Raw genomic sequence first — 26371 nt, forward strand, 5'->3', positions numbered from 1 at the left:
GACCCGGACCACCTCGCCCGGGCTGGGCATCGGGCCGAGCACCGGTACGGTAGGGCAGTGCCTCGCGGTGATGGACGGCTCACGCACGACCTCGACCCCCACTCTCCCGGACCCCAGGACGCCTGCGGCGTCTTCGGCGTCTGGGCCCCGGGCGAAGAGGTCGCGAAGCTGACCTATTTCGGTCTGTACGCCCTCCAGCACCGCGGTCAGGAGGCGGCCGGGATCGCGGTGTCCGACGGCACCTCCGTCGTCGTCTACAAGGACCTCGGGCTGGTCAGCCAGGTCTTCGACGAGGCCACGCTGGGCAGTCTCCGCGGCCACCAGGCCGTGGGCCACACCCGCTACTCCACCACCGGCGCCTCCACCTGGGAGAACGCCCAGCCGACGTTCCGCACGACCGAGGCCGGCACCGGCCTGGCGCTGTGCCACAACGGCAACCTGGTCAACACCGCCGAGCTGGCCGTCAAGGCCGCCGACGCCGGTGTGCCCGGGGCGTTCGTCGCCACCAACGACTCCGACCTCGTCACCGCGCTCATCGCGGCCCGCCCCGACCTCTCCGTCGAGGCCGCCGCGATGGAGGTGCTCCCGCAGCTGCGCGGCGCCTTCAGCCTCACCTTCATGGACGAGGACACGCTCTACGCCGCCCGCGACCCGCAGGGCGTCCGCCCGCTGGTGCTCGGCCGGCTCGAGCGCGGCTGGGTCGTCGCCAGCGAGACCGCGGCCCTGGACATCGTCGGCGCCTCGGTGGTCCGCGAGGTCGAGCCCGGCGAGCTGATCGCGATCGACGAGAACGGGCTGCGCAGCCAGCACTTCGCGCCGGCCGAGCCCAAGGGCTGCGTCTTCGAGTACGTCTACCTCGCGCGCCCCGACACCACGATCTCCGGCCGCGGCGTGCACGCCGCCCGCGTCGAGATCGGCCGGCGGCTGGCCAAGGAGCACCCGGTCGAGGCCGACCTGGTCATCCCGGTGCCCGAGTCCGGCACCCCGGCCGCCGTCGGCTACGCGCAGGCCTCGGGCATCCCCTACGGCCTGGGCCTGGTCAAGAACTCCTACGTCGGGCGCACCTTCATCCAGCCGAGCCAGACGATCCGTCAGCTCGGCATCCGGCTCAAGCTCAACCCGCTGCGCGATGTCATCCGCGGCAAGCGGCTGGTCGTCGTGGACGACTCGATCGTCCGCGGCAACACCCAGCGCGCCCTGGTGCGGATGCTGCGGGAGGCCGGTGCCGTCGAGGTGCACGTGCGCATCGCCTCGCCGCCGGTGAAGTGGCCCTGCTTCTACGGCATCGACTTCGCCAGCCCCGCCGAGCTGGTCGCCAACGGCCTGGACCTGGACGGCGTCCGCGCCTCAATCAACGCCGACTCGCTGGGCTACGTCTCCGAGCAGGGCCTGATCACCGCGACCGAGCAGCCGGCCAACCGGCTGTGCACCGCCTGCTTCACCGGGAAGTACCCGATCCCGCTGGAGGAGCCGGAGGTGCTGGGCAAGCACGTCCTGGAGGGCATCGGCAGCCGCGCCCTGACCGGGTGGACCGGCCAGCAGGCCGGCAGCGCCACGGTGCCGGGCGGCGCCGAGGACGCCCTGCTGCGGCCGTGAGCGGCGAGGAGTTCACCTACGCCGCCTCCGGCGTCGACATCGACGCCGGCGAGCGCGCCGTCGCCCTGATGCGGACGGCGGTCGAGCGCACCAACCGCCCCGAGGTCGTCGGAGGCCTCGGCGGGTTCGCCGGGCTGTTCGCGCTCGACACCGCGAAGTACCGCCGGCCCCTGCTCGCGTCGTCCACCGACGGCGTCGGCACCAAGATCGCCCTGGCCCGCCAGCTGGACCGGCACGACACCGTGGGCATCGACCTGGTGGCCATGGTCGTCGACGACCTGGTGGCCTGCGGCGCCGAGCCGCTGTTCCTGCAGGACTACGTCGCCTGCGGCACGGTCGTCCCGGAGCGGATCGCGGCGATCGTCACCGGCATCGCAGCCGGCTGCACGCTGGCCGGCGCCGCCCTGGTCGGCGGCGAGACCGCCGAGCACGGCGACCTCATGGACGCCGACGAGTACGACCTGGCCGCGACCGCCGTGGGCGTCGTCGAGGCCGACGCCGTCCTCGGGCCCGAGCGCGTCCGCGCCGGGGACGCCGTCGTCGCCATGGCCTCCAGCGGGTTCCACTCCAACGGCTACTCGCTGGTGCGCCGGGTGGTGTCCGCGGCCGGCCTCGACCTGCACGCCACCCCCGCCGGCCTGACGCGGGCCCTCGGCGAGGAGCTGCTCGAGCCCACGCGCATCTACGCCCTCGACTGCCTCGCGCTGGTCGAGCGGCACGGTGTCGACGCCGTGCACGCCTACGCGCACATCACCGGCGGCGGGCTGGCCGGCAACACCGCGCGGGTCGTCCCCGACGGGCTCGAGGCGGTGCTCGACCGCTCCACCTGGGCGCTGCCGGCCGCGGTGCGCCTGATGGAGGAGCGCGGGGTGCCGCGCGCGGAGTCCGAGCGCGCGTTCAACTGCGGCGTCGGCATGGTCGCCGCCGTCGCCCCCGAGGTGGCCGACGACGTCGTCGCGCAGCTCACCGAGCGGGGCGTGCCCGCGTGGGTCGCCGGCACGCTGCAGGAGCGCCCGGACGACGGGCCGGCCGCGCGCCTCGTCGGCACCTACCGCTGAGGGCCGCACGACAGCACCGCCTCACCCCGGAGGGAGAGGCGGTGCCCGGTGTCGGAGCAGGGCCGGCCGCGTCAGCGGGTGGCGGCCCAGTCGTCCCCTGAGTCGTCGTCCGCCCAGCGGTCGGCGTACTCGTCGTCGTCCTCTTCGTCGTCGTCGTCGTCCTTGGCCGCGCTGGGCGCGGTGTAGGTCGACGACGACCCGGCCAACTCCCGCTGCAGAGCGGTGAGGTCGGTGTTGGGTGAGCTGTACTTGAGCTCACGGGCCACGCGTGTCTGCTTGGCCTTCGCTCGGCCGCGCCCCATCGGCTCGACCCCCTCGTTACCGGAGTGCGGCGGCCCAGCCCGCGGCTGGACGGCCCGCGTGGCGACCCCGACTGAGTGACTGTGTCTCGGACAACCTTACGACACGGATCTCCGCGGAGCACACGTCCCCTCCCCGGAAGGGTGCAGCCGCGTCGTGCGACGTCAGCGCGGCAACCGGATCGCGGCCAGCCGGCCCACCGACCGGATGCGCTCCTCGGCCAGCCGGTCGGCGGCGACGGCCGGGGAGACGCCCTCGGCGTCGGCGGTCCGCAGCACCCTTTGGGTGACGTCGAAGATGCCCGCCGCCCGCGCCCGGGCGCGCTCGAACGAGAAGCCGTGCCGCTCGTCCTCCACCTGGATGACGCCACCGGCGTTCACCAGGTAGTCGGGGGCGTACAGGATGCCGCGGGCGACCAGGTCGTCCGCGATCCCCGGCGCGGCCAGCTGGTTGTTGGCGCCGCCGCAGACGATCCTCGCGGGCAGCACGGCCACGGTCGCGGCGTCGAGAGCGCCACCCAGGGCGCACGGGGCGTAGACGTCGTGCGGCGTGCGCACGAGCTCGGCGGTGTCGGCGGCCACCCGCACCGCGGGGTGTCGTCCGCGGACCCGCTCGACGGCCGCCGGGTCGACGTCGGTGACGACGAGCTCGGCGCCGTCGGCGGCCAGCAGGTCGACGAGCTCGGACCCCACCTTGCCGACCCCGGCCACCGCGACCGTGCGGCCGGCCAGCGACGGCTGCCCCCACGCGTGCTCCGCCGCGGCGCGCATCCCCTGGAAGACCCCGTAGGCGGTGAGCACCGAGGAGTCCCCGCAGCCGCCGTAGGCCAGCGAGCGCCCGTGCGCGAACCGGGTCTCCCGGCCGACGACGTCGAGGTCGGCGTTGAACGTGCCGACGTCGCAGGCGGTCAGGTACCGCCCGCCGAGCGCCTCGACGAACCGCCCGTAGGCGCGCAGCAGGGCCTCGGTCTTCTGCGTGCGCGGGTCGCCGATGATCACCGCCTTGCCGCCGCCGAGGTCCAGGCCGGCCAGGCTGTTCTTGTACGTCATCGCCCGCGACAGCCGCAGCGCGTCAGTGACGGCGTCGGCCTCGGTGGCGTAGGGGTGGAAGCGGGTGCCGCCCAGCGCCGGCCCGAGGGCCGTCGAGTGGACGGCGATGACGGCCCGCAGGCCGGATCCCGGGTCGCTGCAGAAGACGACCTGCTCGTGCCCGGAGTCCAAGATGTCCACGGCGCCGAGCGTAGGACCCGGGTACCGGCCCCCGGTGCGTCGCACCGGCCGGGCAGGACCGGCGCCGCTCCGGCAGGCATGATGCACCGTTGGACACCGGCGGAGGGCAGCGCAGCTCCTCCGCGGCACACAGGAGGACTCCCATGCCCGCACCCCGGCGACTTCTCGCGATCGCGCTGGCCGCACCGCTGCTGCTGGTGGCGTGCACCACCGACGGCGGCGACGACTCGGGCGGCGGCGGGGGCTCCGCGGAGGCGGGCGGCGGGGACGGCGACCTGACCTTCACCGTCGTCACCCACGGCTCGGCCGGCGACGCGTTCTGGGACGTCGTGCAGAACGGCGCCGAGGCCGCGGGCGAGGACCTCGGCATCGACGTCGACTACCAGAGCGACGGCGACCCGCAGCGCCAGGCGCAGCTCATCGACGCCGCCGTGAACCAGGACGTCGACGGCATCGTGGTGTCGATGGCCAACCCCGACGCGCTGCAGGAGTCGGTCGAGGCCGCGGTCGCCGCCGGCATCCCGGTGGTCACGATCAACTCGGGCGGGGACCGCTCGGCGGAGTTCGGCGCCATCGGCCACGTGGGCCAGGACGAGACGATCGCCGGTGAGGGCGCCGGGCGCGAGCTGGCCGCCGAGGGCGCCCGCAACGTGCTGTGCGTCATCCACGAGGCCGGCAACATCGGCCACGAGCAGCGCTGCGCCGGTGCCGCGACCGGCCTGGGCGCGCAGGTCACCCCGCTGCAGGTGGACATCAACGACCTCACGGGCGCGCAGTCGACCATCACCTCGCAGCTGCAGAGCGACCCCACCATCGACGCCGTCCTTGCGCTGAACTCGGCCGTCGCGGCGGTGGCTGTGGAGTCGGCCGCCGACGCGGGCTCCGACGCCAGCATCGCCACCTTCGACCTCAACCAGGACGTCATCAGCGGCATCCAAGACGGGTCGATCGCCTTCGCCGTCGACCAGCAGCAGTACGAGCAGGGCTACCTGCCGATCGTGATGCTGAAGCTGTACGCCGAGAACCTGAACACCGTCGGCGGCGGGCAGCCGGTGCTCACCGGCCCCGGCATCGTCGACGCCACCAACGTCGACGAGATCGCCGACCTGGCCTCGGCCGGCACGCGCTGAGCACCGCGGGAGCACCGCTCCCGGTGGGCACCGACCCGGCGGGAGAGCCCTCGACGCGGCGGGCTGACGAGCGGCTGAGCGCCGTGGGCCCGCTGCGGCGGTTGCTGGTCAAGCCCGAGCTCGGCGCGCTGGTGGGCGCCGTCGCGGTCTTCACCTTCTTCGCGGCGCAGTCGGAGGTCTTCCGATCCGCACGCGGCATCGCCAACTGGCTGGACCCCGCCTCGACGCTCGGGATCATGGCGGTGGCCGTCGCGCTGCTCATGATCGGCGGGCACTTCGACCTCTCGGCCGGCGTCATGACCGGCACGACGGCGCTGACCGTCGCCATCGTCGCGGTCGAGTTCGAGCAGAACATCTGGGTCGCCATCGGCGTCTCGCTCGTCGTCGCCCTGCTGATCGGGTTCTTCAACGGCTGGCTGGTGACCCGCACCGGCCTGCCCAGTTTCATCATCACGCTGGGCACCTTCCTGATGCTCCAGGGCCTCAACCTGGGCCTGACGAAACTGCTGACCGGCACCGTCACCGCCGCCGGGCTGGGCTCGGTGCCCGGCTACGGCAGCGCCGAGTGGGTCTTCGCCTCGCGCATGACGATCCTCGGCGCCGAGGTGCGCGTCGCCGTCCTGTGGTGGGTGCTGTTCACCGCGCTGGCCACCTGGGTGCTGCTGCGCACGCGCTTCGGCAACTGGGTGTTCGCCACCGGCGGTGACGAGGTCGCCGCCCGCAACGTCGGCGTTCCGGCCCGGCGGACGACGATCGCCCTGTTCATGACGACGGCGACGGCGGCCTGGTTCGTCGGGACGACGCTGGCGGTGCGGCTGACCTCCGTCCAGGCCAACACCGGCACGGGGCAGGAGCTCATCTACATCGTCGCGGCGGTGATCGGCGGCTGCCTGCTCACGGGAGGCTTCGGCTCGGCGATCGGGGCCTCGCTCGGGGCGCTGATCTTCGGCATGACCCAGCTGGGCATCCCGTACCTGCGCTGGGACGCCGACTGGTTCTACTTCTTCCTGGGAGCAATGCTGCTGCTCGCGGTGCTGGCCAACCGGCTGGTCCGGCGGTACGCCGAGGCGGCGCGCAGATGACGGCGACGACACCCCCGCCCGCCCCGCCGCTGCTGGAGCTGCGCGACGTCGGCAAGGACTACGGCTCGGTCATCGCGCTCGACGGGATCAGCACCACGGTGCGGGCCGGCGAGGTCACCTGCGTGCTCGGGGACAACGGCGCGGGCAAGTCCACGCTGATCAAGATCCTGGCCGGCGTGCACCGCGCGGACCGCGGGGAGCTGCTGCTCGACGGCCGCCCCGCCGCCTTCGGCTCGCCGCGGGAGGCGCTGGACGCCGGCATCGCGACCGTCTACCAGGACCTGGCGATGATCCCGCTGATGGCGATCTGGCGGAACTTCTTCCTGGGTGCGGAACCCACCCGCGGGTGGGGGCCGTTCCGCCGGTTCGACGCGGCGCGGGCCAAGGAGACGACGCGGCGGGAGCTCGCCGCCATGGGCATCGACATCCGCGATCCCGACCAGCCGGTGGGCACGCTCTCCGGCGGCGAGCGGCAGTCGGTGGCGATCGCGCGCGCGGTGCACTTCGGCGCCCGGGTGCTCATCCTCGACGAGCCGACGTCGGCGCTGGGCGTCAAGCAGGCCGGCGTGGTGCTGCGGTACGTGGCCCAGGCGCGCGACCGGGGGGTCGGCGTCGTGCTCATCACGCACAACCCGCACCACGCCCACCCGGTGGGCGACCGCTTCCTCGTCCTCAACCGCGGCCGCAGCCTCGGCTCGTTCGCCAAGGCAGACGTCACCCGCGACGAGCTGACCCGGCTGATGGCCGGTGGGGCCGAGCTCGACCAGCTGGCGCACGAGCTGGAGCGGCCGGCCGGCTGATCCGGCGTGCGACCTCGACTGCGCGGTGCGGTGGCCGTCCTCGCCGTCGACCGCGCGGCTCGCTGCCGTGCCGCGCGGTCGACGTCCGCGGCGGAGGTTGTCGACATACCGACGGTGCTGAAACGGTCACCGATCGAAGTTGGCGCGGCGCGTCCTGTGGTGCGCGTGTTGCCTTTGTGACGGGCGGTGACGCTGCGACTCTCGTCGGGCAGCACACCCCTTCCCCTTCCCCGGGAGTCAGCCATGCCCCACCGCCGTCCGACCGGATCGGCGACCGCGCGCCCCGGTGCCCGCCGGGCTCGACCGCGCCGGTCGCTCCGGTCCGCGCTGGTCGCGGCCGTCGCCGGAACGGTCCTGGTGGCCACCGCGGGCCCGGCCCTCGCCGTCCCCCCGCCGCCGCCGAACCCGACCGACAGCGAGATCGGTGCCGCCAAGTCGCAGCAGGACGCCGCGGCGGCCGAGGTGGGGCGGATCGCCGGCCTGGTCGCCAGCGCCGAGGCCGAGCTGGAGCGCCTGGGCGTGCAGGCGGAGGCGGCGGGCACCGCGTACGAGGTCGCCAACGAGGCGCTGCAGGTCGCGCAGGAGAAGGCCGACGAGGCCGCCGCGCAGCTGGCGGTCGCCGCGGAGGCCGTCGCCGCGGCGCAGGTGCGGATCGCGCACTTCTCCCGGGACAGCTACATGCAGGGCGGGTCGATGACCACCACGGCGGTGCTGCTCGACGCCACCGGGCCCGGGGAGCTCATCCAGCGCGCCGCCATGCTGGACTACGTCGCGGCGGACAAGGTCGACGTGCTCGGGCAGATGGAGACCGCCCGGATCGCGCAGGCCCAGGCGGAGGCCGCCGCGCGCGGCGCACGGGACGAGATGGCCGCGGCCGAGGAGTCCGCGCAGGCCGCGAAGGCGCAGGCCGACGCCCAGGTGGCGGTCCAGCGCGGCGCGTACGCGGAGATCGAGGCCCAGAAGGACGTCTACGAGCAGCAGCTCGAGGCCGCCAACATCCAGCTGCTGGAGCTGCAGGGCGCCCGGAACGCCCACCAGCAGTGGCAGCAGCAGAAGGCGGCCGAAGAGGCCGCGCAGCGGGCGGCGGCCGAGCGGGCGGCGGCGGAGGCGGCCGCGGCCGCGGCGGCGGCGCGGGCCAGCTCGGGCGGCTCGGGCGGCTCGGGCAGCTCCGGCGGGACGTCGGCCGGATCGTCGGGCGGCTCGGGCGGCTCGGGCAGCTCCGGCGGGACGTCGGCCGGATCGTCGGGCGGCTCGTCCGGCGGGCCCTACGTGAAGCCGACGTCGGGCCGGGTCTCCAGCTGCTTCGGCTGGCGCTGGGGAGCGCTGCACGGCGGCGTGGACATCGCCGCGCCCATCGGGACGCCGGTCTACGCCGCGCACTCCGGTGTCGTGCAGCGGGCGGGCACGGCCAGCGGTTTCGGCTACGCGGTCTGGATCCTCGGCGACGACGGCTACGTCACCGTGTACGGCCACGTCAACGAGTACTACGTCCGCGCGGGGGAGCGGGTGCGGGCCGGCGAGGAGATCGCGGAGGTCGGCAACCGCGGGGAGTCCACCGGGCCGCACCTGCACTTCGAGGTGCACCCGCGCGGCAACATGTACGCGGGCCACTCCGACCCGGCGCCGTGGCTGCGGGCCCGCGGCATCGAGCTGGGCGGGTGCTGACGCGGCTGCACGCGCGGGGCGGCGCGGCGCTAGCGTGCCGGGCGTGAACGCTCCGGTCGACCCGCGCAGCACCTGGCAGCTCCCGGCCTTCGGCGCCATGCCGCGGACGGCGGACCTCGAGCCGCTGGTCACGCGGGTCCTGGCGCCCAACCCCTCCGGGATGACCCTCGACGGCACCAACAGCTACCTGGTGGGCGCCCCCGGCAGCGGCGCGGCGGTGCTGGTCGACCCCGGCCCCGACGACGCCGCGCACCTCGAGGCGGTCGAGACAGCGCTGGCCGCGCGCGGCGCCCGCCTGGCCGCCGTGCTGGTCACCCACCACCACGGGGACCACGCCGAGGCGGCGCTGCCCTGGTCGGCGCGCTTCGGCGCCCAGGTGATGGCCGGCAGCGGCGAGGTGGCCGGACCCGACGGGCGGGTGCTCACCGGGGGCGACCGGCTGCGCCTGGCCGGCACCACGGTCGACGTCGTGCCGACGCCGGGGCACTGCTCGGACCACCTGGCCTTCCGGCTGGAGTCCGGTGCCGTCCTGGTCGGCGACCACGTCCTGGGGCGCGGCACGTCGGTGGTCACCCATCCCGAGGGCGACGTCGTCGCCTACCTGGAGTCGCTGCGCCGGGTGCGCGACCTGGGCCCGAGCGCCCTGTACTGCGGGCACGGACCCGAGCTGACCGAGGACCCCGGCGCGGTGCTCGACTACTACCTCGCCCACCGGGCCTTCCGCGAGGGGCAGGTGCTCGCCGCGCTGCAGGACGGCGCCACGACGGTCGACGAGCTGGTGGCCACCATCTACGCCGAGGTGCCCCGGGCGGTCTGGTCCGCCGCCGCCCAGTCGACCCGCGCGACGCTGGACAAGCTGGCCGCCGAGGGGCGGGTCGAGCAGGCGGCCGACGGCACGGTGCGCCCGGCGTGAGCACCCCGGTCCCCGTCGTCCGCAGCGCCGACAGCGAGCGCGACCAGCGGCGGGCCGCCGCCGCGCTCGCCGCGGCCGGGGTGCGCCGCGGGGACCGGCTGCTGGTCTCGGCCGCCGCCTCGCCCGCGCTGCTGGCCGTCGTCCTCGGCGCGCTGCGCACCGGGATCGTCCCCGTCGTCCTGGACCCCGCGATGCCGGCCGCGGAGCGCGCCGCACTCGCCGAGGACGCCGATCCGGCGCTCGACGTCGCCGACGACCCCGCCCGGCTGCTGGCCGGCCGGGACGAGGCCGAGCTCGCCGACGTGCCGCTGGCCCGGCCCATGCACTACACGTCGGGGACGACGGGGCGGCGCAAGGGCGTGTGGTCCGGCGTCCTCCCCGACGACGACGCCCGGGCGCTGGCGGCCGAGGAGATCGAGCTGTGGGGCTTCGGCCCGCACGACCGGCACCTGGTGCTCTCGCCGCTGCACCACAGCGCCCCCCTGCGCTTCGCGGTGCACACCCTGCTGGCCGGGGGAGAGGTGCTGCTCCCGGGCGCCTTCGACGTCGAGCGAGCCGCCCGGACGATCACCGGGTTGCGCCCGACCACCACGTTCTGCGTGCCGACCCACCTGCAGCGGCTGCTGGCGCGCGACGACGTCGACTGGTCCTCGTTCCGCCGCCTCGTGCACGCCGGCGCGCCCTGCCCCGAGCCGCTGAAGCGGGCGGTGCTCGCGGCGCTGCCCGACGGCAGCGTGTGGGAGTTCTACGGCTCCACCGAGGCGCAGTTCACCGTCTGCTCGCCCGACGACTGGCTCGCGCACCCCGGCAGCGTCGGGCGGGCACGGCCGGGGCGGCGGCTGGAGGCCGACGAGCGGGGCCAGCTGTGGTGCGCCGTGCCACCGTGGGCGCGGTTCGAGTACTGGCGCGCGCCGGAGAAGACCGCCGCGGCCTGGCGGGGCGACCGGGTGACCGTCGGCGACCTCGGCCGGGTGGACGACGACGGCGTGGTCTGGCTGGACGGCCGCCGCGAGGACCTCGTCATCTCCGGCGGCGTGAACGTCTACCCGGCCGAGGTGGAGGCGGTGCTCGACGCGCACCCGGGCGTGGTGGAGAGCGCCGTCTTCGGCGTGCCGGACCCCGACTGGGGGCAGCGCGTCGTCGGCGCCTACGTCGGGGACGCCGACGTCGCCGACCTGACCGGCTGGGCGCGGGAGCGGCTGGGTGCGGCCAAGCGGCCCAAGGCGCTGCACCGGCTCGACGAGCTGCCGCGGACCTCGACCGGCAAGGTGCGCCGGCTGGACCTGCCCGCCGTCCTGGGCCTGGACGGTGCCTGACCCCGGCATCCGCCGAAGTGGCCACTTCGGCGGGTCGGGGGCGTGGGACGTCGTCGTGGTGGGCGCCGGGACGGCGGGCTGCGCGCTCGCCGCGCGGCTGGCCGACGCCGGGCGGCGGGTGCTGCTGCTCGAGGCGGGGCCGGTGCCGGCGCCCGGGGACTGGCCGGCCGAGGTGCGGGACGCGACGAGCTTGGCGGCCAGCGCGCCGGGTCACCCGGCCAACTGGGACCTCGCGGCCGAGGTCGTGCCCGGCCGCGCCGTGCGCGTGCCCCGCGGCCGGATCGCCGGGGGCTCCAGCGCCCTGAACGCCGCGGTCTTCGTGCGCCCGGCGCGTGCCGACCTCGACGGCTGGGCCGCGGCCGGCAACCCGCTCTGGGCCCACGACGCGGTGCTCCCGGCCCTCCGCCGGATGGAGTCCGACGCCGACTTCGGCGACGCGCCGGGTCACGGGCGGGACGGGCCGGTGCCGGTGCGCCGGCTGCCCACCCCCTCCCCGCTGGCCGACGCCTTCGCCGCCGCGAGCGCGGAGCTCGGCCTCCCGGCAGAGCCGGACAAGAACGGCGACGCCGCGCCCGGCCACGGGCCCATCCCGTTCAACGTCGACGGCGGCGTGCGGGTCAACGCGGCGATGGCCTACCTCGGACCGCGGCGGGGGCTGCCCACCCTCACCGTGCGCGGCGGCGTCGCCGTGCGCCGTGTCCTGGTCGAGGGCGGCCGCGCGGTGGGCGTGCTCACCGACGAGGGGCCGGTCCGGGCCGGCGAGGTCGTGCTGAGCGCCGGCGCGGTCGGCTCGGCGCACCTGCTGCTGCTGTCGGGCCTCGGCCCCGCCGGTGACCTCGCGGCTGCCGGCATCGACGTCGTCGCGGACCTCCCCGGCGTCGGGACGGCGTCCAGCGACCACCCGCTGGTCTACCTGCCCTACCGGCCGGCCGAGGGGCTGCCGGCGTCCGTCCTGCCCCTGCACGGGGTCCTGCACGCGCGCGTGGACGCCGAGGGCCACGAGGTCGAGGTGCTGCCCTGGCTGCGGCCCTTCCCCGGGGACGCCGAGCCGCTCGTCGGGATCGGGCTGCAGCACCCGGTGGCCCGCGGCCGGCTGGGGCTGGACCCGCGCGATCCGGCCGGCCCGCCGCTGCTGGAGTACCGCTACCTGCGCGAGGAGGCCGACCGGCGTGGGCTGCGCGCCGGGGTGCGGCTGGCGGCGGCGCTGCTCGCGGCGGACGCGTTCGCCGGGACGGCCGGGCCGTCGGCTGCCCTGCCCGGGGCGGTCCTGGACGACGACGCGGCGCTGGACGGCTGGATCGCGGCCCGCACCGGCACCGCCGTGCACCTCTCCGGCACCGCTCCCATGGGCCCGGACGGCGATCCCGGCGCGGTGGTCGACCAGCACCTGCGCGTGCGGGGCGTCGCGGGCCTGCGCGTCGTCGACACCTCGGTGCTGCCGTGGGTGCCCAGCCGGGGGACCGCGGCGGCCGCGGTGCTGCTGGGCGAGCGGGCCGCCGAGCTGGTGAACGGGGCCTGAGCGGTACCGGTGCACCGCTGCGGGGTGCGGCCCGGCATCATCGCTCCCGTGTGAGGGCGGTCACCCGCCGCCCCGACCGCCAGGAGGAACCGTGCCGCAGGTGCAGACCGTGCGAGGCCCCGTCGACGTCGCCGAGCTCGGCCCGACGCTGATGCACGAGCACGTCTTCGTGCTCACCCCCGACGTCCAGCAGAACTACCCCGAGGAGTGGGGCAGCGAGGAGCAGCGGGTCGCCGAGGCCGTCAGCAAGCTCCAGGAGCTCGCCGCCGTCGGCGTGCGGACCATCGTGGACCCGACGGTCATCGGCCTGGGCCGCTACATCCCGCGGATCCAGCGCATCGCCGAGCAGGTCGACCTCAACATCGTGGTGGCCACCGGCTGCTACACCTACGACGAGGTGCCCTTCTTCTTCCACCACCGCGGGCCGGCGCTGAACGCGGCGCTCGGCACCGAGGTGCCCGACCCGATGGTCGACCTCTTCGTCCGCGACGTGGAGGAGGGGATCTCCGGCACCGGCGTGCGGGCGGCGTTCCTCAAGTGCGCCATCGACGCCCAGGGGCTGACCCCGGGGGTCGAGCGGGTGATGCGCGCCGTGGCCAAGGCGCACCAGCGCACCGGCGTCCCGATCACCGTGCACACCCACCCCGGCAACCGGACCGGCCTCGACGTGCAGCGCGTCCTCGGCGAGGAGGGCGTCGACCCGGGCCGGGTCGTGCTCGGGCACAGCGGGGACACCACCGATGCCGACCACCTCAGCGAGCTGGCCGATGCCGGCTTCGTGCTGGGCATGGACCGGTTCGGGATCAACCTGGACACGACCTTCGAGGCGCGGGCCGACGTCGTGGTCGAGATGTGCCGGCGCGGCTACGCGGAGCGGATGGTCCTGTCGCAGGACGCCTCCTGCTACATCGACTGGATCGACCCGGGGGTCATGGAGCTCCTGACCCAGTGGCGCTACACGCACATCCACCAGGAGGTGCTGCCCTACCTGCGGGAGCACGGGGTCTCCGACGACCAGATCGAGACGATGCTGGTGACCAACCCCCGGCGCTACTTCTCCTAGGACCGATCGTCCCGGCGGCGCGCAGGCCGCAACCGCCGGGACGCCGGAGTCCGGGGCGCCGCCGCGCTCAGCGGACGGCGGGCAGCTCGCTGGTCGACGTGCTGCTCGACAGCGGCGCCCACGCGTCGGGGTGCGGCTTCCCGGCCTGCGCGACCCACGACTCGCCGCGGCCGGCGCCCGACTGGCGCGCGACCGTCGCCGGGCGGGCGCTGAGGCTGACGATGAGAGCCAGCAGCACGAGCAGCCCGACGAGCACACCGCCGAGGACCAGGAGCGTCGAGAGCATGCGACGAAAGTAGTGGGGTGGACCGGTCCGTGTCAGCGGACCCGGCGGTCAGATTCCGCCGAAGATGACCGGTTCTGTGAGCACTGTTCGCTGCCCAGTCGCGGTGCAGGCGCCACCGGCGCGTGAGGAGTGCACAACACCGGCCCGCCACGGTAGCCGCCCGGCCCCCGGTTGGGAACATGGCCCCTGCGCACGCCTGCGTGGGGCCGGGTCGGCCCGGGTAGGGGGCGCGCGGCGAGGGGAGGACCGAGGTGGCAGACCTACCGCGAGGCGCCGGCCGGCTGGTGGCGGTGCCGCTGGCCGCCCTGGCCCGGTGGCGCGGCGGCAAGCCGATGCACCCGGCCGGCACCGTGTGCCGGGGGGTCCTGGAGCGGCACGGCGGCGACCGGCCGTGGGGCGTGCCGTTCCTGGACACCACCGCGCGCGAGGACGTCGTCGTCCGGCTGTCCCGGGGTGCCGGGCTCCCGGCCTCGCTCCCGGACCTGCTGGGGCTCGCGGTGCGGCTGGACGCCGGTGGGGGCGCGCCGGTCGACCTGCTGCTGTCGACCACCGGCCGGGGGCGGCTGACGCGCCTGATGCCGGTGCTCCGGCGCGACGCCGCCGCCCCGTACAGCTCGATCATGGCCTACCGCTCGGACGCCGGGGCGGTCCGGATCGCCGCCCTGCCGACCACCCGCGACGTCCCGTCGGACCCCGGGCCGCAGGCGGCGGAGGTGCGCCACCGGCCGCTGCGCTTCGTCCTCGCCGCCGCCCGCGGCCTCGGCCCGTGGCAGCCCTTCGGCCGGCTGGTCTTCGGCGAGCCGGTGCCCTCCGCGGACCCGGACCTGCGGTTCGACGCGGTGCGGCACCCGCCGTCGGGGCTGGTGGCCGACGGTCCGATGGCGCGGTTCCGGGCGCCCGCGTACGCCGCGGCCCAGGAGGCCCGGGGCGGGTCAGCGGCCAGGACCGGCACGCTCCGCTGACCCCCCGGATCGGGGTGCTCACCCGATGGAGTCGGTCACGGGTTGGCGGCGGAGTGGCAGGGTAGGGGGAGAAGCCGCCCCGCCCGGAACCCGCTGGCCAGGGCGCCTGACGTCGAGCGCCGCACCGACGCAGCGGTCGACCGCACGAGGAGCAGAACAGCACAGTGATCGCGCCAGAGCATCCCCCGGGTGCGCCGGCACCCGGGGCGCCGGGCCGCCTGCGGCTGGCCAGCGTGCCGTTCGGCGACCGCTACGTCGACGCGGTGCTGCCCGGCACCGCCGTCCGGGTGGGCGCGCCGGGGGAGCCCAGCAGCTGGCTCGACGAGGCCTACCTGGCCGAGCACGCCGGTGAGGTCGACGTGCTGCACCTGCACACCGGCTACGGGCACCTGGACGTGCCCGAGCTCGAGCGCTGGGCGGAGACGGTGCGGCGCCTGGGCGTCCCGCTGGTGGTCACGGTGCACCAGCTGCGCGACGCCGCGCAGGGCACCCGCGCCCGGCACGACGCCCACCTGGCGGCGGTCCTCGGGACGGCGGAGGTCGTGCTGACCCTGACGCCGTCGGCTGCCGACGAGATCGCCGACCGCTACGGCCGCACCGCCATCGTGGTCGCCCACCCCTCGCTCGCCGTCCCGGACCCCGAGCTGGGCGCCGAGCGCGGCCTCGTCGGCGTCCGCCTGGGCGTCGCGAGCGCAGCCGTGCCCGAGCCCGCGGCGGTGGCCCGGGCGGCGGCGTCCGGCGCGGTCTCCGGCGGCGGCCGGCTGCGGGTGCTGGCCCCGGCCGGCTCCGGCGTCGACCCCGGCGTGCAGGCGATGGCGGTGGACGGCGAGCTGGAGCTGGTGGAGTTCCGGCCCCACGAGCTGACCGCGCAGCTGCAGCAGCTGCACGTCGCGGTGCTGCCGGAGAGCTGCGGGACGCACTCGCGGGACCTGGAGGTGTGCCGGGACGTGGGCACCCGCGTGGTGGCGCCGAGCTGCGGGTTCTTCGCCGACCAGTGGTCGGAGGTGGTCACCTACGCCAACGACGAGGTCGACGGCCTGGACCCGGTCTCGCTGACCGCGGCGGTCTCCGCCGCGCTCACCCGGCCGATGCCGCGGCCGGCCGACCGGGCGTGGCGGGAGGAGCAGCGCGAGGCGGTGCGCCGGGTGCACGCCGAGGTCTACGCGCAGGTCGCCGCCGACCGCACCTGGGTCTGAAGGCGGCCCCGGCTGCCGGGATCCGGCGGCGGGGTGGGGGAAGAGAGTGTGGGCAGGGGCGGGGTCGAACCGCCGACCTCTCGCTTTTCAGGCGAGCGCTCGTACCGACTGAGCTACCTGCCCCTCCCGGTGCTCGCGCACCGGGTGGCGACCCTGACGGGACTCGAACCCGCGACCTCCGCCGTGACAGGGCGGCGCGCTAACCAACTGCGCTACAGGGCCAAACTGTGTCGTGCTGTGCCCCCAACGGGGTTCGAACCCGTGCTACCGCCTTGAAAGGGCGGCGTCCTGGACCACTAGACGATGAGGGCTCGTTGTGCCGGGGGCAGAGGGAACAATACATGCCGCCGGAGCGGCTCCCGCACAGGGTCCGGCCCTGCGTCCCCGACGGGGCCGTGCCCCGGCCGGGAGGCCGGCATGCATGGGCCGGGCCGGGTCAGCCCAGCGACGCGGTGAGCTCGACGCGGTCCGCGGTCACCGAGGAGCACTCCAGGTCCAGCTGACCGGCGGAGACGCTCTCGCCCTCGGCGCAGGAGACGCTGGCGCCGCCCACGCTGAGCGCCGCCCTGCCGTCCTGGGTGCCAGAGAAGCTGAGCGTCGTGCCCAGGATCTCGACCTGGGCGTCGGTGCCCTCGAGGGTCACGGTGCACGAGCTGGGCGAGCAGGAGACGTTCTCGGAGCCGAACGTGCACCCGGACAGGGCGGCGAGGCCCAGCCCGCCGGCGAGCAGGCCGGTGGCCAGACGGGCGCGGGAGGTCGTGGTCGCGGACATGGGCCGAGGGTAGGGCCGGTCGGTCACCCGGTCGGGGATGCCGGGCTGCCGTCGGAGGAGCGGTCGCCCTCCTCGTCGCCCGCGTCCTCCTCGCCTTCGCCGTCCTCGTCCGTGCCGTCGTCGCCCGGCGCCGCGACGACGGTGCGCTGGATGGTCACCTCGGACTCCCCCAGCCCGCCGAGGGTGATCTCGTCGTAGGCCTGCAGCCGGCCGGTGTCGGCGTCGAAGTAGAGCACCGTGCAGGTCAGGGGTTCGGGGAACTCGCCCTCGAGCGCGCGCAGCCCGGCTCCGCCGGTGGACCCCTGCACCATGAGCAGGGTGCCGTCGTCGAGCTCGGAGACGTCGCGGTCGTGGGTGTGGCCGGCGAGCACCACCGGCGCGAGGCCGTCGAGGGGCGGAGCCTGCTTCGGGTCGTGGACGAGGGCGACGTCCGGCGGCGTGTCGAGCGACTCGACCAGCTCGGCGAGCCGTTCGCCGGAGCGGACGAGCACCTCGGGGCCGGCGTCGTCGTCACCGGTGCTCTTGTCCGGGGTGAAGCGCGGGTCCCGCGCCCCGACGATCGAGATGCCCGCGATCTCGGTGGCGGAGTCGTCGAGCACCGTGGCGTTGGGCTGGGCGGCGACCCGCTCGGCGGTCACCGCGGAGTCGTGGTTGCCCCGGATGAACACGTAGGGCACGCCGAGCCGGCCGACGGAGTCGATGAGCGCGTTCTCGGGCGGGCTGCCCCAGTCGGTGATGTCGCCGGTGTCGAGCACGCCGTCGACCTGGAACTGCCCGACCACCTGCTGGACCAGGTCGAAGCCGGCCGGGTTGAGGTGCAGGTCGGAGACGTGCAGGAGGGCGACGGTCCGGTCGGCCGCGCCGGGCGGGGGGAGCGCGGACAGGGTGCTGTAGAGCGAGCCGACGTTCGCCACGAGGTCCTCGAGGGAGGCGCGGTAGGCGTCGAAGCGGGCCACGATGTCCTGGGCGCTGCCGATGAGGCTGTTCGCGTTGACGAGCAGGCCGGTGTAGGTGGGCGTGGACAGGGCCTCGGGCCGCCAGGTCGCGGCTCCGATGCCGCCGATGCCGAGCAGCAGCGCTCCGGTGAGGCCGGCGGCCAGCAGTGGTTCGCGGCGCCGCCGGAGCACCAGCCAGGAGACCAGCGCCGCGCCGAGCACGGCCACCAGAACGGTGATCAGGACGAGCCGGACGACGGCGTCCTGCAGGTCCTCGGTCACCCGGTCGACGACGCCGGCCAGCCGCACGGGATCGCTGGCCAGGGCCTGAGCTCGGACCTGGTCCACCCGCTGCAGCTGGACGTCCAGCCGCAGCGGGCCGTCGAACACGTCGACGGCGAGCGAGCCCAGCGGGGGGACCGCGACCTCGGCGCCACCGGAGCCCGGGCGGATGGCCAGGGTCGCGTCGAACGGCCCGATCGGCGCCGAGATGCGCGCGAAGAGCAGCACGGCGACCACGGCGCCGGTCAGCGCCAGCGCGACCCGGGCCGCCCACGTCCCGGCCCGGCGCCCGCGGTGGCGCCACGGCGACACCGCGCCCCGGGGCGGGTCGTCCCGGAGCTCGGTCGCTGCGCCACCGGCGGTCATCCTCCCCACGCTAGCGAGGAAGGCGCAGGCGCGACGGCGGAAGCGGCGAGCGGCTCAGATCCCGGAGCTCGCCGGGCGCCGGAAGATCCAGCGCAGGGCGATGAAGCGGAGCAGGCCGATGATCGCCGTCACGGTGACCACGGCGGTGATCTGCAGCCAGACCGGCGCGTCCGCAGCGGTGGTGTTGATCCAGCCGAGCGTGACGCTGGTGGCCACCAGGCCGATGGCGGCGACGGTGCTGGCCTCCCACTGGGCGGTGAACCAGCCCACCCGGTCCTCGGCGTGGAAGGTGAGCCGCCGGTGCATCTCGTTGGCCAGCAACGTGGAGAAGACGGTGCCGATCAGGTGCGCGGCCAGGTAGCCCAGCCCCTGGAGGGGGATGAACAGCAGCGCGTAGAGCAGGGTGGTCGAGCCGCCGACCAGGACGAAGCGGGCGAACTGCGCCAGGGTGTCGTCCTCGCGGAGCCGGTCGACCAGCCGCGTCATCCAGGGCGCCGGGGGTGCGATCTCCGCGACCGGCTCCGCGGCGACGTCGCGGTCCGGCGGACGGCGGCGCAGCAGGGACGGGCGGGTCACGAAGGGCCTTCCGGACGGCGGGAGGGGCGGCGCGACCCACTTTCCTCCTCGCGCCGCCCGTTGTCACAGGTCAGCATGCCCGTAACGGGTGACGGAACCAGCGGTTTTCCTCGCGGAGCAGCCGGACGAGACCGCCCCGTTACCCGGGAGTCGTCGCCGCGCGCCGCGGGTAGGGGGCGCCCATGAGCCTCATGGGGATCCTCGACCGGGTCGCGGACGTCGCGACGTTCGACAAGGCGATCGAGCCGGCCCGCCGGGCGGTGCTCGGCGCGCTGAAGCCGCCGGCGGTCAAGGACTTCCTGCACGGCACCTGGATCGGGCACCCGCTGCACCCGATCCTCGTGCAGGTACCGGTGGGCAGCTGGGTGTCGGCCGGCCTGCTGGACGCCATCCCGCGGATGCGCCCGGCGGCCACCACGCTGATCGGGCTCGGGGTGGCCGCGGCGGTGCCGGCCGCGGCGTCCGGGGCGGCCGACTGGTCGGAGCAGGGGACCGGCGTGCGCCGGCTGGGTGCGCTGCACGCCGTCGCCAACACCGTGGCCCTCGGGCTGTACGTCGGCTCGCTGGCCGCGCGGCGCAAGGACCGGGGCGTGCTGGGCAGGGTGCTGTCGTACAGCGGGCTGGCGGTCGCCGGCGGCTCGGCGGCGATCGGCGGGCACATGTCCTACGCGCAGTCCTCCGGCGCCTCGCACGCGGCGACGGCGATCCGGGCGCTGTCCACGGACTGGCTGGACCTCGGCCCGCTGGACGACTTCCCCGAGGGCCGGCCGACGCTGCGCACGGGGTCCGGCGGCTCGGGGGACGTCCCGCTCGCCGCCGTGCGGCGCGGCACGCGGGTCGACGTCTTCGTCGGCGCGTGCTCGCACCTGTCCGGGCCGCTGCAGGAGGGCACGGTCGAGGAGGTGCGCGGCTCGCAGTGCCTGGTGTGCCCGTGGCACGGCTCGGCGTTCGACCTGGACAACGGGGAGCCGCGTCGCGGGCCGGCGGCCAACCCGCAGGAGAAGCTCGAGGTGCGCATGGAGGCCGGGCGCGTGATGGCGCGGGTGCCGAGCCGGCACCGCTGAGAAGAGCCGGCCCGGCCGGCCCGGGGGGAACGGGTCGGCCGGGCCGGGGCACAGGGCGCCCGGGCAGAGCCGGGCGGGCAGTGATGACCCTACGTAACCGGCGACGACGGGTGGCATCCCCTGAACGGGTGGAAAGCCCGCACCCTCGGTGACGGACAGCACACATCACGCCTCCGCGGTTCGCGTCGTCGCCGGTCGGGCAGGGGGCGCAGGTGTTCTTCCTCTTCTCCAGCCGGCTCGGCTGCCTCGGCTCCCTGGCCCTCTCCGCGCTCCTGACGCTGGTCCTGCTGCTGGTGCTCGACGTCCTGTGACGGCCGACGTCGCGGCGGTCAGGTCCTGGAGGTGCCGCTCCGAAGGGCGTTGATCCCGCTCGGGAGGCGGGAGCATGCTGGTCGCGCCGGGGACGGCGGCCGGCGATCACGGGGTCCGGTACCCGCTGCTGACCCCGGAGGTCCGCCATGACCGCGACCACCACCGCCCGCACCGGCCCCCGGACCGCGCGGCTCACCAGGGACGAGGCCGTCCGGCTGGCCGGTGCGGAGTACGGCCGTTTCGCCGCCCAGCTGCGCCGGCTGGACCCCGCCGACTGGGCGCGGCCCACCGACTGCACCGCGTGGGACGTCCGGCAGATGGCCGCACACGTCCTGGGGATGGCCGAGATGGTGGCGACGGTGCGCGCGCTGGTGCGGCAGAACGCGCTCGCCGCGCGGGCCGGTGGCGGCATCGACGCGCTCACCGGGCTGCAGGTCCGGGAGCGGGAGCACCTGACGCCGGCGGAGATCGTCACCCGGTTCACCGAGGTGGCGCCGCGCGCCGCCCGGGGCCGCCGCCGGTTGTCCCGCACCATCGGCCGCCTGCCGCTGCCGGAGAAGCAGGTCGTGGGCGAGAGCAGGGAGCTGTGGCGGTTCGGCTTCCTCGTCGACGTCGTCCTCACGCGGGACACCTGGATGCACCGCACGGACATCGCGCTCGCGACCGGGCGCCGGCCGGAGCTGACCGCCGCGCACGACGGGATCCTCGTCGCCGACGTCGTGCGGGAGTGGGCCGAGCGGCACGGCCGGCCCTACCGGCTGCGGCTGACCGGTCCGGCGGGTGGCGAGTGGTCCTCGGGCACCGACGGCGAGCGACTCGAGCTCGACGCCGTCGAGTTCTGCCGGGTGCTCTCCGGGCGGGGGAGCGGCACCGGTCTGCTCGCCCAGGAGGTCCCGTTCTGAGCTCGCCGGAGCGCGAGCGCCGCGGCGGCTGGGCGATACCCTCGCAGCGGGCCGCAGCCGGGATGCCGCTGCACCCGCCGGGCCTCTAGCTCAACTGGCAGAGCAGCGGACTTTTAATCCGCGGGTTGTGGGTTCGATCCCCACGGGGCCCACCGGTGAGCGCGGCCCGGGGAGGTCATCGACCAGGCGGGTCGAGGACGGCGAGCACCCGGTCCAAGTCGGACGACCTGGCCGCCAGCTCGACGGTGGCCGTCGGGGTGGTGATGCGGACGACGTCCAGCCGGGGGTTGATCGACCAGAACTCTCGGCGGGACGGGCGACGTCTCGGGCCGCCGTGCACGGAGAGGACGGGCACCTCGAAGGGGCGCCCACGCGGGATGCGCACACCTCCGGGACCACCGGGCCGCATCCGCAGGTGTCCCCGCGAGGGCAGCACGACACCGTGCCGCCACCTGGCCGACAGGGGCTCCTGCACGCCGTCGACGACGCGCAGCGCCGCTTCGGCCGCGCCTCCGCCTACAGCCCGGCGGGTCACCACGACGGCGACGACGGCACCGACGACGCCGCCGACGGCGACCAGTAGTAGAAGCTGCACCCACGACGACATGCGCAGAAGCACACCAGACCGGGCAGCGCCGCACCCGGCAGGCACGAACGGGTGAGGGGGCGGACCTGACCCTGCAGCCGATGGGCTCGTCGGTCCCCGGCTCAAGCGGCGCCGGTGCGCGGCCGATGCTGGGACAGTGGGGGAGCCCCGCGCGTCAGCACGACCGAGGAGAACCGATGGACTTCATGCGCCGCTTGCAGGCGGAGAACCCGATCCTCTTCCTCGTCGTGCTGTTCGTCGGCATCTTCATCGCCTTCCAGCTGCTGCTCTACGTCGCCGAGCTGATCCTCGGGCCGTTCGGGTTGCCGGGCTGGGCGCCGCTCGTGCTGGTGCTGATCGGGTTGGTCGTGGTGGCGCGGAGGCAGAACTCCCGCTGACGCCGACGGTGTGCGCTGACGCGCAGTTCCGGGCCGCAGAACTGCTCCTCGGCGCACACCGTTGGCCGCCGAGCCGACCCGCATCAGCGACACGCATCGCTTCTCGATCCGAACCGATTGACTTTCGATAGCTAGTCGGCGAGAGTCGATCGCATGACGCACTTGCGCCGCGTGGTTCTGCCCCTGCGGGTCCTGCTCGCCATCGCCGTCCTGGGCCTGCTCGCCGCCCAGGTGTGGGGCGTCCCGGCGATGCTGCCGGACCTCGCCGACCCGACGCTGGAGCGGTCGTCCGTGCGCGGGACGATGTTCGTGGTCGCGGTCCTCGGGCTGGCCTGCGTCCAGGCGGTCGTGGTCTGCACCTGGCAGCTGCTCACGCTGGTCACCGACGACCGGATCTTCAGCGCGGGCGCGCTCCGCTGGGTGGACGGGATCGTGCGGGCCGTCGTCGTCGGCTGGCTGATGCTGCTCGCCACGTTCGTCTGCTCGTACTACTTCGTCGTCGACGAGGTCAGCGACGGCGCGGCGCTCCCGGCACTGCTGCTGCTCCTGCTGCTCGTCGGCGCCGTGCTCGGCCTGCTCATCGTGGTGATGCGCGCCCTGCTGCGGCAGGCGACCGCCCTGCGCACCGACCTCGAAGCGGTCATCTGATGCCGATCGTCGTGCGCATCGACGTCGAGCTCGCCCGCCGCAAGATGAGCGTCGGCGAGTTCGCCGAGCGGGTGGGGCTCACGCCCGCCAACGTCGCCGTCCTCAAGAACGGCCGGGCCAAGGCCGTCCGGTTCAGCACGCTGGAGGCCATGTGCCGCGTGCTGGAGTGCCAGCCCGGCGACCTGCTCGAGTGGGTACCGGACGGCGAGGTCGCGGCGCAGCCCGAAGCGACGGCCCAGCGGTGATCGAGGTCCGCGGTCTGACGAAGCGCTACGGCGCCACCGTCGCTGTCGACGGCCTGGACTTCGACGTCGCCCCGGGAACCGTCACGGGCTTCCTCGGCCCTAACGGGGCGGGCAAGTCGACGACGATGCGGATGATCCTCGGCCTGGACCGGCCCACCGCCGGGCACGCGCTCGTCCACGGCCGGCCGTTTCCCGGCTACGCCGAACCCCTGCGCGAGGTGGGGGCGCTGCTCGACCCCGGGGCGCTGCACCCGGGCCGGACGGGGCGCGGCCACCTCCGGGTCGCCGCGCGCACGAACGGGCTGCCGGACCGCCGGGTCGAGGAGGTCCTCGAGCTGGTCGGCCTCAGCAGCGTCGCGAGACGCCGGATCAAGGGCTACTCCCTCGGCATGCGCCAGCGGCTCGGCATCGCGGCCGCCCTGCTCGGCGACCCCCGGGTGCTGCTCTTCGACGAGCCGGTCAACGGCCTGGACCTCGACGGCGTCCGCTGGATCCGCGGGCTGCTGCGCCGGCTGGCCGACGAGGGGCGCACGGTCCTCGTCTCCAGCCACCTGCTGACCGAGATGCAGCAGATCGCCGACCGGCTGCTCGTCATCGGGCGCGGCCGGCTCATCGCCGACGCGACGACGGCGGACATCCTGCGCGGACTGGGCGGTGGCCGGGTGCGCGTCCGGACGCCGCGGGCCGACGAGCTGCTCGCCCGCCTGCACGGGGCCGGGCTGGCCGCCGAACGCGTGGCGCCCGACGAGCTGCAGGTCCGCGGCACCACGGAGCACGTCGTGGGGGAGGCGGCCGCCGCCGCGGCGATCCCCCTCCACCACCTGTCCGAGACGGCGCAGTCGCTGGAGGACGCCTACCTGGCGCTCACCGGTGACAGCGTCCAGTACACGGGCGGTGGCCCGGCCGCGGCCACCACGACCACGGGGACGACACGATGACGGCCACGACCACGGCGCCGGCCGCGCGCCGCACCGGGCAGGACGTCCCGACGAGCCGGGTCCTCGCCCGGACCTGCGCCGCCGAGTGGGCCCGGCTGTGGTCGGTGCGGACCACCTGGTGGTTCGCCGCCGCGGCGGCCGTCGTCATGCTGGGCATCGGCGCCGTCGCCGGCTCGGAGGCCGATCCGGACGGCGGCCGGGACGCCGCGTGGGCGGCCTCGACCCTCACGGCCATGCCGGCCCAGTTCGCCCTCCTGGCGCTCGCCCTGACGGCGGTCACCGCCGACCACGCCACCGGAGGGATCGTGCCCACCCTGCAGTGGACGCCGCGACGCGGTGTGCTGGCGGCGGCCCGCACGCTGGTGGCGGTGGGGACCGCCACCGCGATCGGCCTGGTCCTGGCGCTCTCCTCCGCGGTCGCCGCCTACCTGGCGGCCCGGCCGGCGCTGACCCTGCCGCTGGACGGGGGCGTCGACGCGCTCGGCACCGTCGCCTTCGTCGTCGCCACCGGGGCGACCCTGGCCGTCGGGCTCGGCCTGCTGCTGCGCAACACGGCCGGCGGTCTCGTCGCGGTCTTCCTCCTGGTGCTCGTGCTCCCGGTCCTGCTGCCGCAGTTCGGCTACGCGTGGACCGGCGAGGTGGCCCGGGTGCTGCCCGGCTCCGGGGCGGCATTCCTGCTCCTCGGCGAGGTCCCCCGCATGACCCAGGCGTCGTCGGTGACGACGCTGCTCGTCTGGGCCGGCGGCGTCCTGCTCCTGGGCGTGCTCCGGCTCCTGCGGGACGACGCGAACCGGTGAGCCGCGCCGAGCAGGTCGACGTGCTGGTCGTCGGTGCCGGGCTCGCCGGGCTGCACACCGCCACCCTGCTGGCCCGGCGCGGGCGCGAGGTGCTGCTCGTCGACCGGCGCACCGACCTGACGACGGCGATCCGCACCACCGGCATCTTCGTGCGCAGGACGCTCGACGACTTCCCGCTGCCGGCCGAGCACCTCGGGCCGCCCATCCGGCGGGTGGTCCTGTACCCGCCCGGCCCGGGTCGGCCGCTGACGCTGGACAGCGCGCGCGACGAGTACCGGGTGGGGGACATGGGCCCGCTCCACCTGGCCGCGGTGCGCGCGGCGGCCGAGGCGGGGGTGCGCATCGCGCTGGGCACCCGGTACACCGGGCGCGGGCTGAGCACGGCCCTGCTGGAGGGGCCGGGCGGCCCGGTCCGCGTGCGGGCGCGGTTCCTCGTCGGTGCCGACGGAGCGCGCTCCCGGGTGGCCCGGGACCTCGCGCTGGACCGCAACCGGCAGCTGCTGGTGGGCGCGGAGGAGGTGTTCCCGGTGCCGTGCACGGGGGAGCCCGCGGCGTTCCACTGCGTCCTGGACCCCTCGATCGCGCCCGGCTACCTGGCCTGGGTGGTCAACGACGGGCGGCACGCGCACGTGGGGGTGGCGGGCTACGCCGACCGCTTCCCCGACGGTCTGGTCGGGGCGCTGCGACGGTTCGGCGCCACCGCGCCGGGGCTCGCGGGCACCGGCCGGCCCCACGAGGTCGAGCGGCGCGGGGGACCGATCCCCGTCGGAGGCCTGCTGCGCCGGATCAGCTGCCCGGACGGGCTGCTCGTCGGGGACGCGGCAGGGGCGGTGTCGCCCCTCACCGCCGGCGGTCTCGACCCGTGCCTGCGGTTGTCCGAGCACGCCGCCGCGGTCCTGGACGAGGCCCTGCGGAGCGGGACGCCCGACGCCCTGGCGCGCTACGACGGAGCCGGGCTGCGGCGCAGCTTCCGTGGCCGGGTTCTGCTGCGCCGGGGGCTGGCCGGGGTGCGCACGCCCGCGACCGCTGCGGCCGCCTTCGGCCTGCTGCGCACGCCGCCGGGGCGAGCGGCCGCCCGCCGCATCCTGTTCGGGGACCGGTCCTTCCCGACACCCCCCGAGGCAGGGCGCTCAGTCCCGGGCGCAGCCCGGGGCCGGCGGGACGACGAGCTCGCGGCGGATGCGCAGCCGGCCGGGCAGGCGCGGGCCGGGCGCGGCCGGGCGGGCGGCGCCTGAGCGGTCGGGGCGGGCGGGCATGTCGATCACAGGTCTCCTCCGTGCTGCGGGATGCCCCGAGCATCGGGCAGGGGTCTGACAGTTCCCCGGGCCCCGGCTGGGAGCAGGCTGGCAGCGCAGGGCGTGCGACTCCCCCCGACGGGGTGGGGGACGCCCTCAAGAGCACCCGCTCGACGTGCCGATACGGGCTCGTGCGACTT

Annotated in this window: 27 protein-coding genes and 4 tRNA genes; 21 read left to right on the forward strand and 10 right to left on the reverse strand. The window is 75.5% G+C overall.

Annotated elements, in window-relative coordinates; translation table 11 throughout:
- Positions 1-57 precede the first annotated feature (57 nt).
- Together purF and purM are read left to right on the forward strand one after the other, a co-directional pair.
- Positions 58-1596, forward strand: coding sequence for an amidophosphoribosyltransferase (gene purF, locus ACI79H_RS07120; RefSeq protein ID WP_456553682.1), 1539 nt, complete (start codon positions 58-60; stop codon positions 1594-1596).
- Complete coding sequence (purM, locus tag ACI79H_RS07125) at positions 1593-2654, forward strand: phosphoribosylformylglycinamidine cyclo-ligase (protein WP_456553683.1); 1062 nt, start codon at positions 1593-1595, stop codon at positions 2652-2654. Before purF ends, purM begins: the two co-directional genes overlap by 4 nt.
- 71 nt (positions 2655-2725) lie before the next feature.
- Here purM and ACI79H_RS07130 read toward each other — a convergent pair whose 3' ends face one another.
- Positions 2726-2956 carry a DUF3073 domain-containing protein gene (locus ACI79H_RS07130; RefSeq protein WP_456553684.1) on the reverse strand — a complete coding sequence of 77 codons (231 nt, stop codon included), beginning with the start codon at positions 2954-2956 and terminating at the stop codon, positions 2726-2728.
- Positions 2957-3118: 162 nt separating this feature from the next.
- The gene (locus ACI79H_RS07135; protein WP_456553685.1) at positions 3119-4183 is read right to left on the reverse strand and encodes a Glu/Leu/Phe/Val family dehydrogenase; all 1065 of its coding nucleotides are present in this window, start codon (positions 4181-4183) and stop codon (positions 3119-3121) included.
- Positions 4184-4326: 143 nt separating this feature from the next.
- Between ACI79H_RS07135 and ACI79H_RS07140 the strand changes: the two genes are divergently transcribed.
- The 8 genes from ACI79H_RS07140 to ACI79H_RS07175 all read left to right on the forward strand — a co-directional run bounded on the left by ACI79H_RS07140 (position 4327) and on the right by ACI79H_RS07175 (position 13671).
- Positions 4327-5313: a sugar ABC transporter substrate-binding protein gene (locus tag ACI79H_RS07140; protein ID WP_456553686.1), complete on the forward strand. Its 987-nt coding sequence runs from the start codon at positions 4327-4329 to the stop codon at positions 5311-5313.
- 23 nt (positions 5314-5336) lie between these two features.
- Complete coding sequence (locus tag ACI79H_RS07145; RefSeq protein WP_456553687.1) at positions 5337-6395, forward strand: ABC transporter permease; 1059 nt, start codon at positions 5337-5339, stop codon at positions 6393-6395.
- Positions 6392-7195, forward strand: coding sequence for an ATP-binding cassette domain-containing protein (locus ACI79H_RS07150; RefSeq protein WP_456553688.1), 804 nt, complete (start codon positions 6392-6394; stop codon positions 7193-7195). The genes ACI79H_RS07145 and ACI79H_RS07150 overlap by 4 nt, the downstream gene beginning before the upstream one ends.
- Positions 7196-7552: 357 nt before the next feature.
- Positions 7553-8860, forward strand: a complete 1308-nt coding sequence (locus ACI79H_RS07155) for a M23 family metallopeptidase (protein WP_456553689.1) — start codon at positions 7553-7555, stop codon at positions 8858-8860.
- Between the two features lie 43 nt (positions 8861-8903).
- Positions 8904-9773: an MBL fold metallo-hydrolase gene (locus ACI79H_RS07160; RefSeq protein ID WP_456553690.1), complete on the forward strand. Its 870-nt coding sequence runs from the start codon at positions 8904-8906 to the stop codon at positions 9771-9773.
- Complete coding sequence (locus ACI79H_RS07165) at positions 9770-11089, forward strand: class I adenylate-forming enzyme family protein (RefSeq protein ID WP_456553691.1); 1320 nt, start codon at positions 9770-9772, stop codon at positions 11087-11089. Before ACI79H_RS07160 ends, ACI79H_RS07165 begins: the two co-directional genes overlap by 4 nt.
- Positions 11082-12608, forward strand: coding sequence for a mycofactocin dehydrogenase MftG (mftG, locus tag ACI79H_RS07170; RefSeq protein WP_456553692.1), 1527 nt, complete (start codon positions 11082-11084; stop codon positions 12606-12608). The genes ACI79H_RS07165 and mftG overlap by 8 nt, the downstream gene beginning before the upstream one ends.
- Positions 12609-12717: 109 nt before the next feature.
- A complete protein-coding gene (locus tag ACI79H_RS07175) occupies positions 12718-13671 on the forward strand; it encodes a phosphotriesterase family protein (protein ID WP_456553693.1) in 954 nt (317 codons plus the stop codon).
- Positions 13672-13738: 67 nt separating this feature from the next.
- On the opposite strand, the gene ACI79H_RS07180 is transcribed toward ACI79H_RS07175, so the two are convergent.
- Positions 13739-13957 carry a hypothetical protein gene (locus tag ACI79H_RS07180; protein WP_456553694.1) on the reverse strand — a complete coding sequence of 73 codons (219 nt, stop codon included), beginning with the start codon at positions 13955-13957 and terminating at the stop codon, positions 13739-13741.
- Positions 13958-14208: 251 nt separating this feature from the next.
- On the opposite strand from ACI79H_RS07180, the gene ACI79H_RS07185 reads away from it, so the two are divergent.
- Complete coding sequence (locus tag ACI79H_RS07185; RefSeq protein WP_456553695.1) at positions 14209-14919, forward strand: phosphodiesterase; 711 nt, start codon at positions 14209-14211, stop codon at positions 14917-14919.
- A 164-nt stretch (positions 14920-15083) separates the two neighbouring features.
- Positions 15084-16115, forward strand: coding sequence for a glycosyltransferase (locus ACI79H_RS07190; RefSeq protein ID WP_456553696.1), 1032 nt, complete (start codon positions 15084-15086; stop codon positions 16113-16115).
- A 49-nt stretch (positions 16116-16164) separates the two neighbouring features.
- Here the strand turns inward: ACI79H_RS07190 and ACI79H_RS07195 are convergent.
- The 6 genes from ACI79H_RS07195 to ACI79H_RS07220 form a co-directional block, all read right to left on the reverse strand.
- Positions 16165-16238: transfer RNA gene (locus ACI79H_RS07195), tRNA-Phe, on the reverse strand.
- 22 nt (positions 16239-16260) lie between these two features.
- Positions 16261-16337: transfer RNA gene (locus ACI79H_RS07200), tRNA-Asp, on the reverse strand.
- Positions 16338-16353: 16 nt separating this feature from the next.
- A tRNA-Glu gene (locus ACI79H_RS07205) sits at positions 16354-16426 on the reverse strand.
- 125 nt (positions 16427-16551) lie between these two features.
- Entirely contained in the window at positions 16552-16887 is a 336-nt protein-coding gene (locus ACI79H_RS07210) for a hypothetical protein (protein ID WP_456553697.1), read from the reverse strand.
- Between the two features lie 23 nt (positions 16888-16910).
- Positions 16911-18470 carry a metallophosphoesterase family protein gene (locus ACI79H_RS07215; protein ID WP_456553698.1) on the reverse strand — a complete coding sequence of 520 codons (1560 nt, stop codon included), beginning with the start codon at positions 18468-18470 and terminating at the stop codon, positions 16911-16913.
- A 54-nt stretch (positions 18471-18524) separates the two neighbouring features.
- Complete coding sequence (locus ACI79H_RS07220; RefSeq protein ID WP_456553699.1) at positions 18525-19046, reverse strand: GtrA family protein; 522 nt, start codon at positions 19044-19046, stop codon at positions 18525-18527.
- Positions 19047-19228: 182 nt separating this feature from the next.
- Between ACI79H_RS07220 and ACI79H_RS07225 the strand changes: the two genes are divergently transcribed.
- The 3 genes from ACI79H_RS07225 to ACI79H_RS07235 all read left to right on the forward strand — a co-directional run bounded on the left by ACI79H_RS07225 (position 19229) and on the right by ACI79H_RS07235 (position 21476).
- Entirely contained in the window at positions 19229-20110 is an 882-nt protein-coding gene (locus ACI79H_RS07225) for a Rieske 2Fe-2S domain-containing protein (protein WP_456553700.1), read from the forward strand.
- Between the two features lie 458 nt (positions 20111-20568).
- Complete coding sequence (locus tag ACI79H_RS07230; RefSeq protein WP_456553701.1) at positions 20569-21324, forward strand: maleylpyruvate isomerase family mycothiol-dependent enzyme; 756 nt, start codon at positions 20569-20571, stop codon at positions 21322-21324.
- Between the two features lie 79 nt (positions 21325-21403).
- Positions 21404-21476: transfer RNA gene (locus tag ACI79H_RS07235), tRNA-Lys, on the forward strand.
- A gap of 23 nt (positions 21477-21499) precedes the next feature.
- On the opposite strand, the gene ACI79H_RS07240 is transcribed toward ACI79H_RS07235, so the two are convergent.
- A complete protein-coding gene (locus ACI79H_RS07240) occupies positions 21500-21931 on the reverse strand; it encodes a hypothetical protein (protein WP_456553702.1) in 432 nt (143 codons plus the stop codon).
- 176 nt (positions 21932-22107) lie between these two features.
- On the opposite strand from ACI79H_RS07240, the gene ACI79H_RS07245 reads away from it, so the two are divergent.
- The 6 genes from ACI79H_RS07245 to ACI79H_RS07270 all read left to right on the forward strand — a co-directional run bounded on the left by ACI79H_RS07245 (position 22108) and on the right by ACI79H_RS07270 (position 26171).
- The gene (locus ACI79H_RS07245; RefSeq protein ID WP_456553703.1) at positions 22108-22308 is read left to right on the forward strand and encodes a hypothetical protein; all 201 of its coding nucleotides are present in this window, start codon (positions 22108-22110) and stop codon (positions 22306-22308) included.
- Between the two features lie 153 nt (positions 22309-22461).
- Positions 22462-22956 carry a DUF2975 domain-containing protein gene (locus ACI79H_RS07250; RefSeq protein ID WP_456553704.1) on the forward strand — a complete coding sequence of 165 codons (495 nt, stop codon included), beginning with the start codon at positions 22462-22464 and terminating at the stop codon, positions 22954-22956.
- Positions 22956-23201 carry a helix-turn-helix domain-containing protein gene (locus ACI79H_RS07255; protein ID WP_456553705.1) on the forward strand — a complete coding sequence of 82 codons (246 nt, stop codon included), beginning with the start codon at positions 22956-22958 and terminating at the stop codon, positions 23199-23201. The genes ACI79H_RS07250 and ACI79H_RS07255 overlap by 1 nt, the downstream gene beginning before the upstream one ends.
- Positions 23198-24139: an ABC transporter ATP-binding protein gene (locus ACI79H_RS07260; protein ID WP_456553706.1), complete on the forward strand. Its 942-nt coding sequence runs from the start codon at positions 23198-23200 to the stop codon at positions 24137-24139. The genes ACI79H_RS07255 and ACI79H_RS07260 overlap by 4 nt, the downstream gene beginning before the upstream one ends.
- Entirely contained in the window at positions 24136-24936 is an 801-nt protein-coding gene (locus tag ACI79H_RS07265; RefSeq protein WP_456553707.1) for a hypothetical protein, read from the forward strand. Before ACI79H_RS07260 ends, ACI79H_RS07265 begins: the two co-directional genes overlap by 4 nt.
- Complete coding sequence (locus tag ACI79H_RS07270; protein ID WP_456553708.1) at positions 24933-26171, forward strand: NAD(P)/FAD-dependent oxidoreductase; 1239 nt, start codon at positions 24933-24935, stop codon at positions 26169-26171. The genes ACI79H_RS07265 and ACI79H_RS07270 overlap by 4 nt, the downstream gene beginning before the upstream one ends.
- Positions 26172-26371 lie beyond the last annotated feature (200 nt).

This window comes from Blastococcus sp. SYSU D01042 (assembly GCF_054050515.1).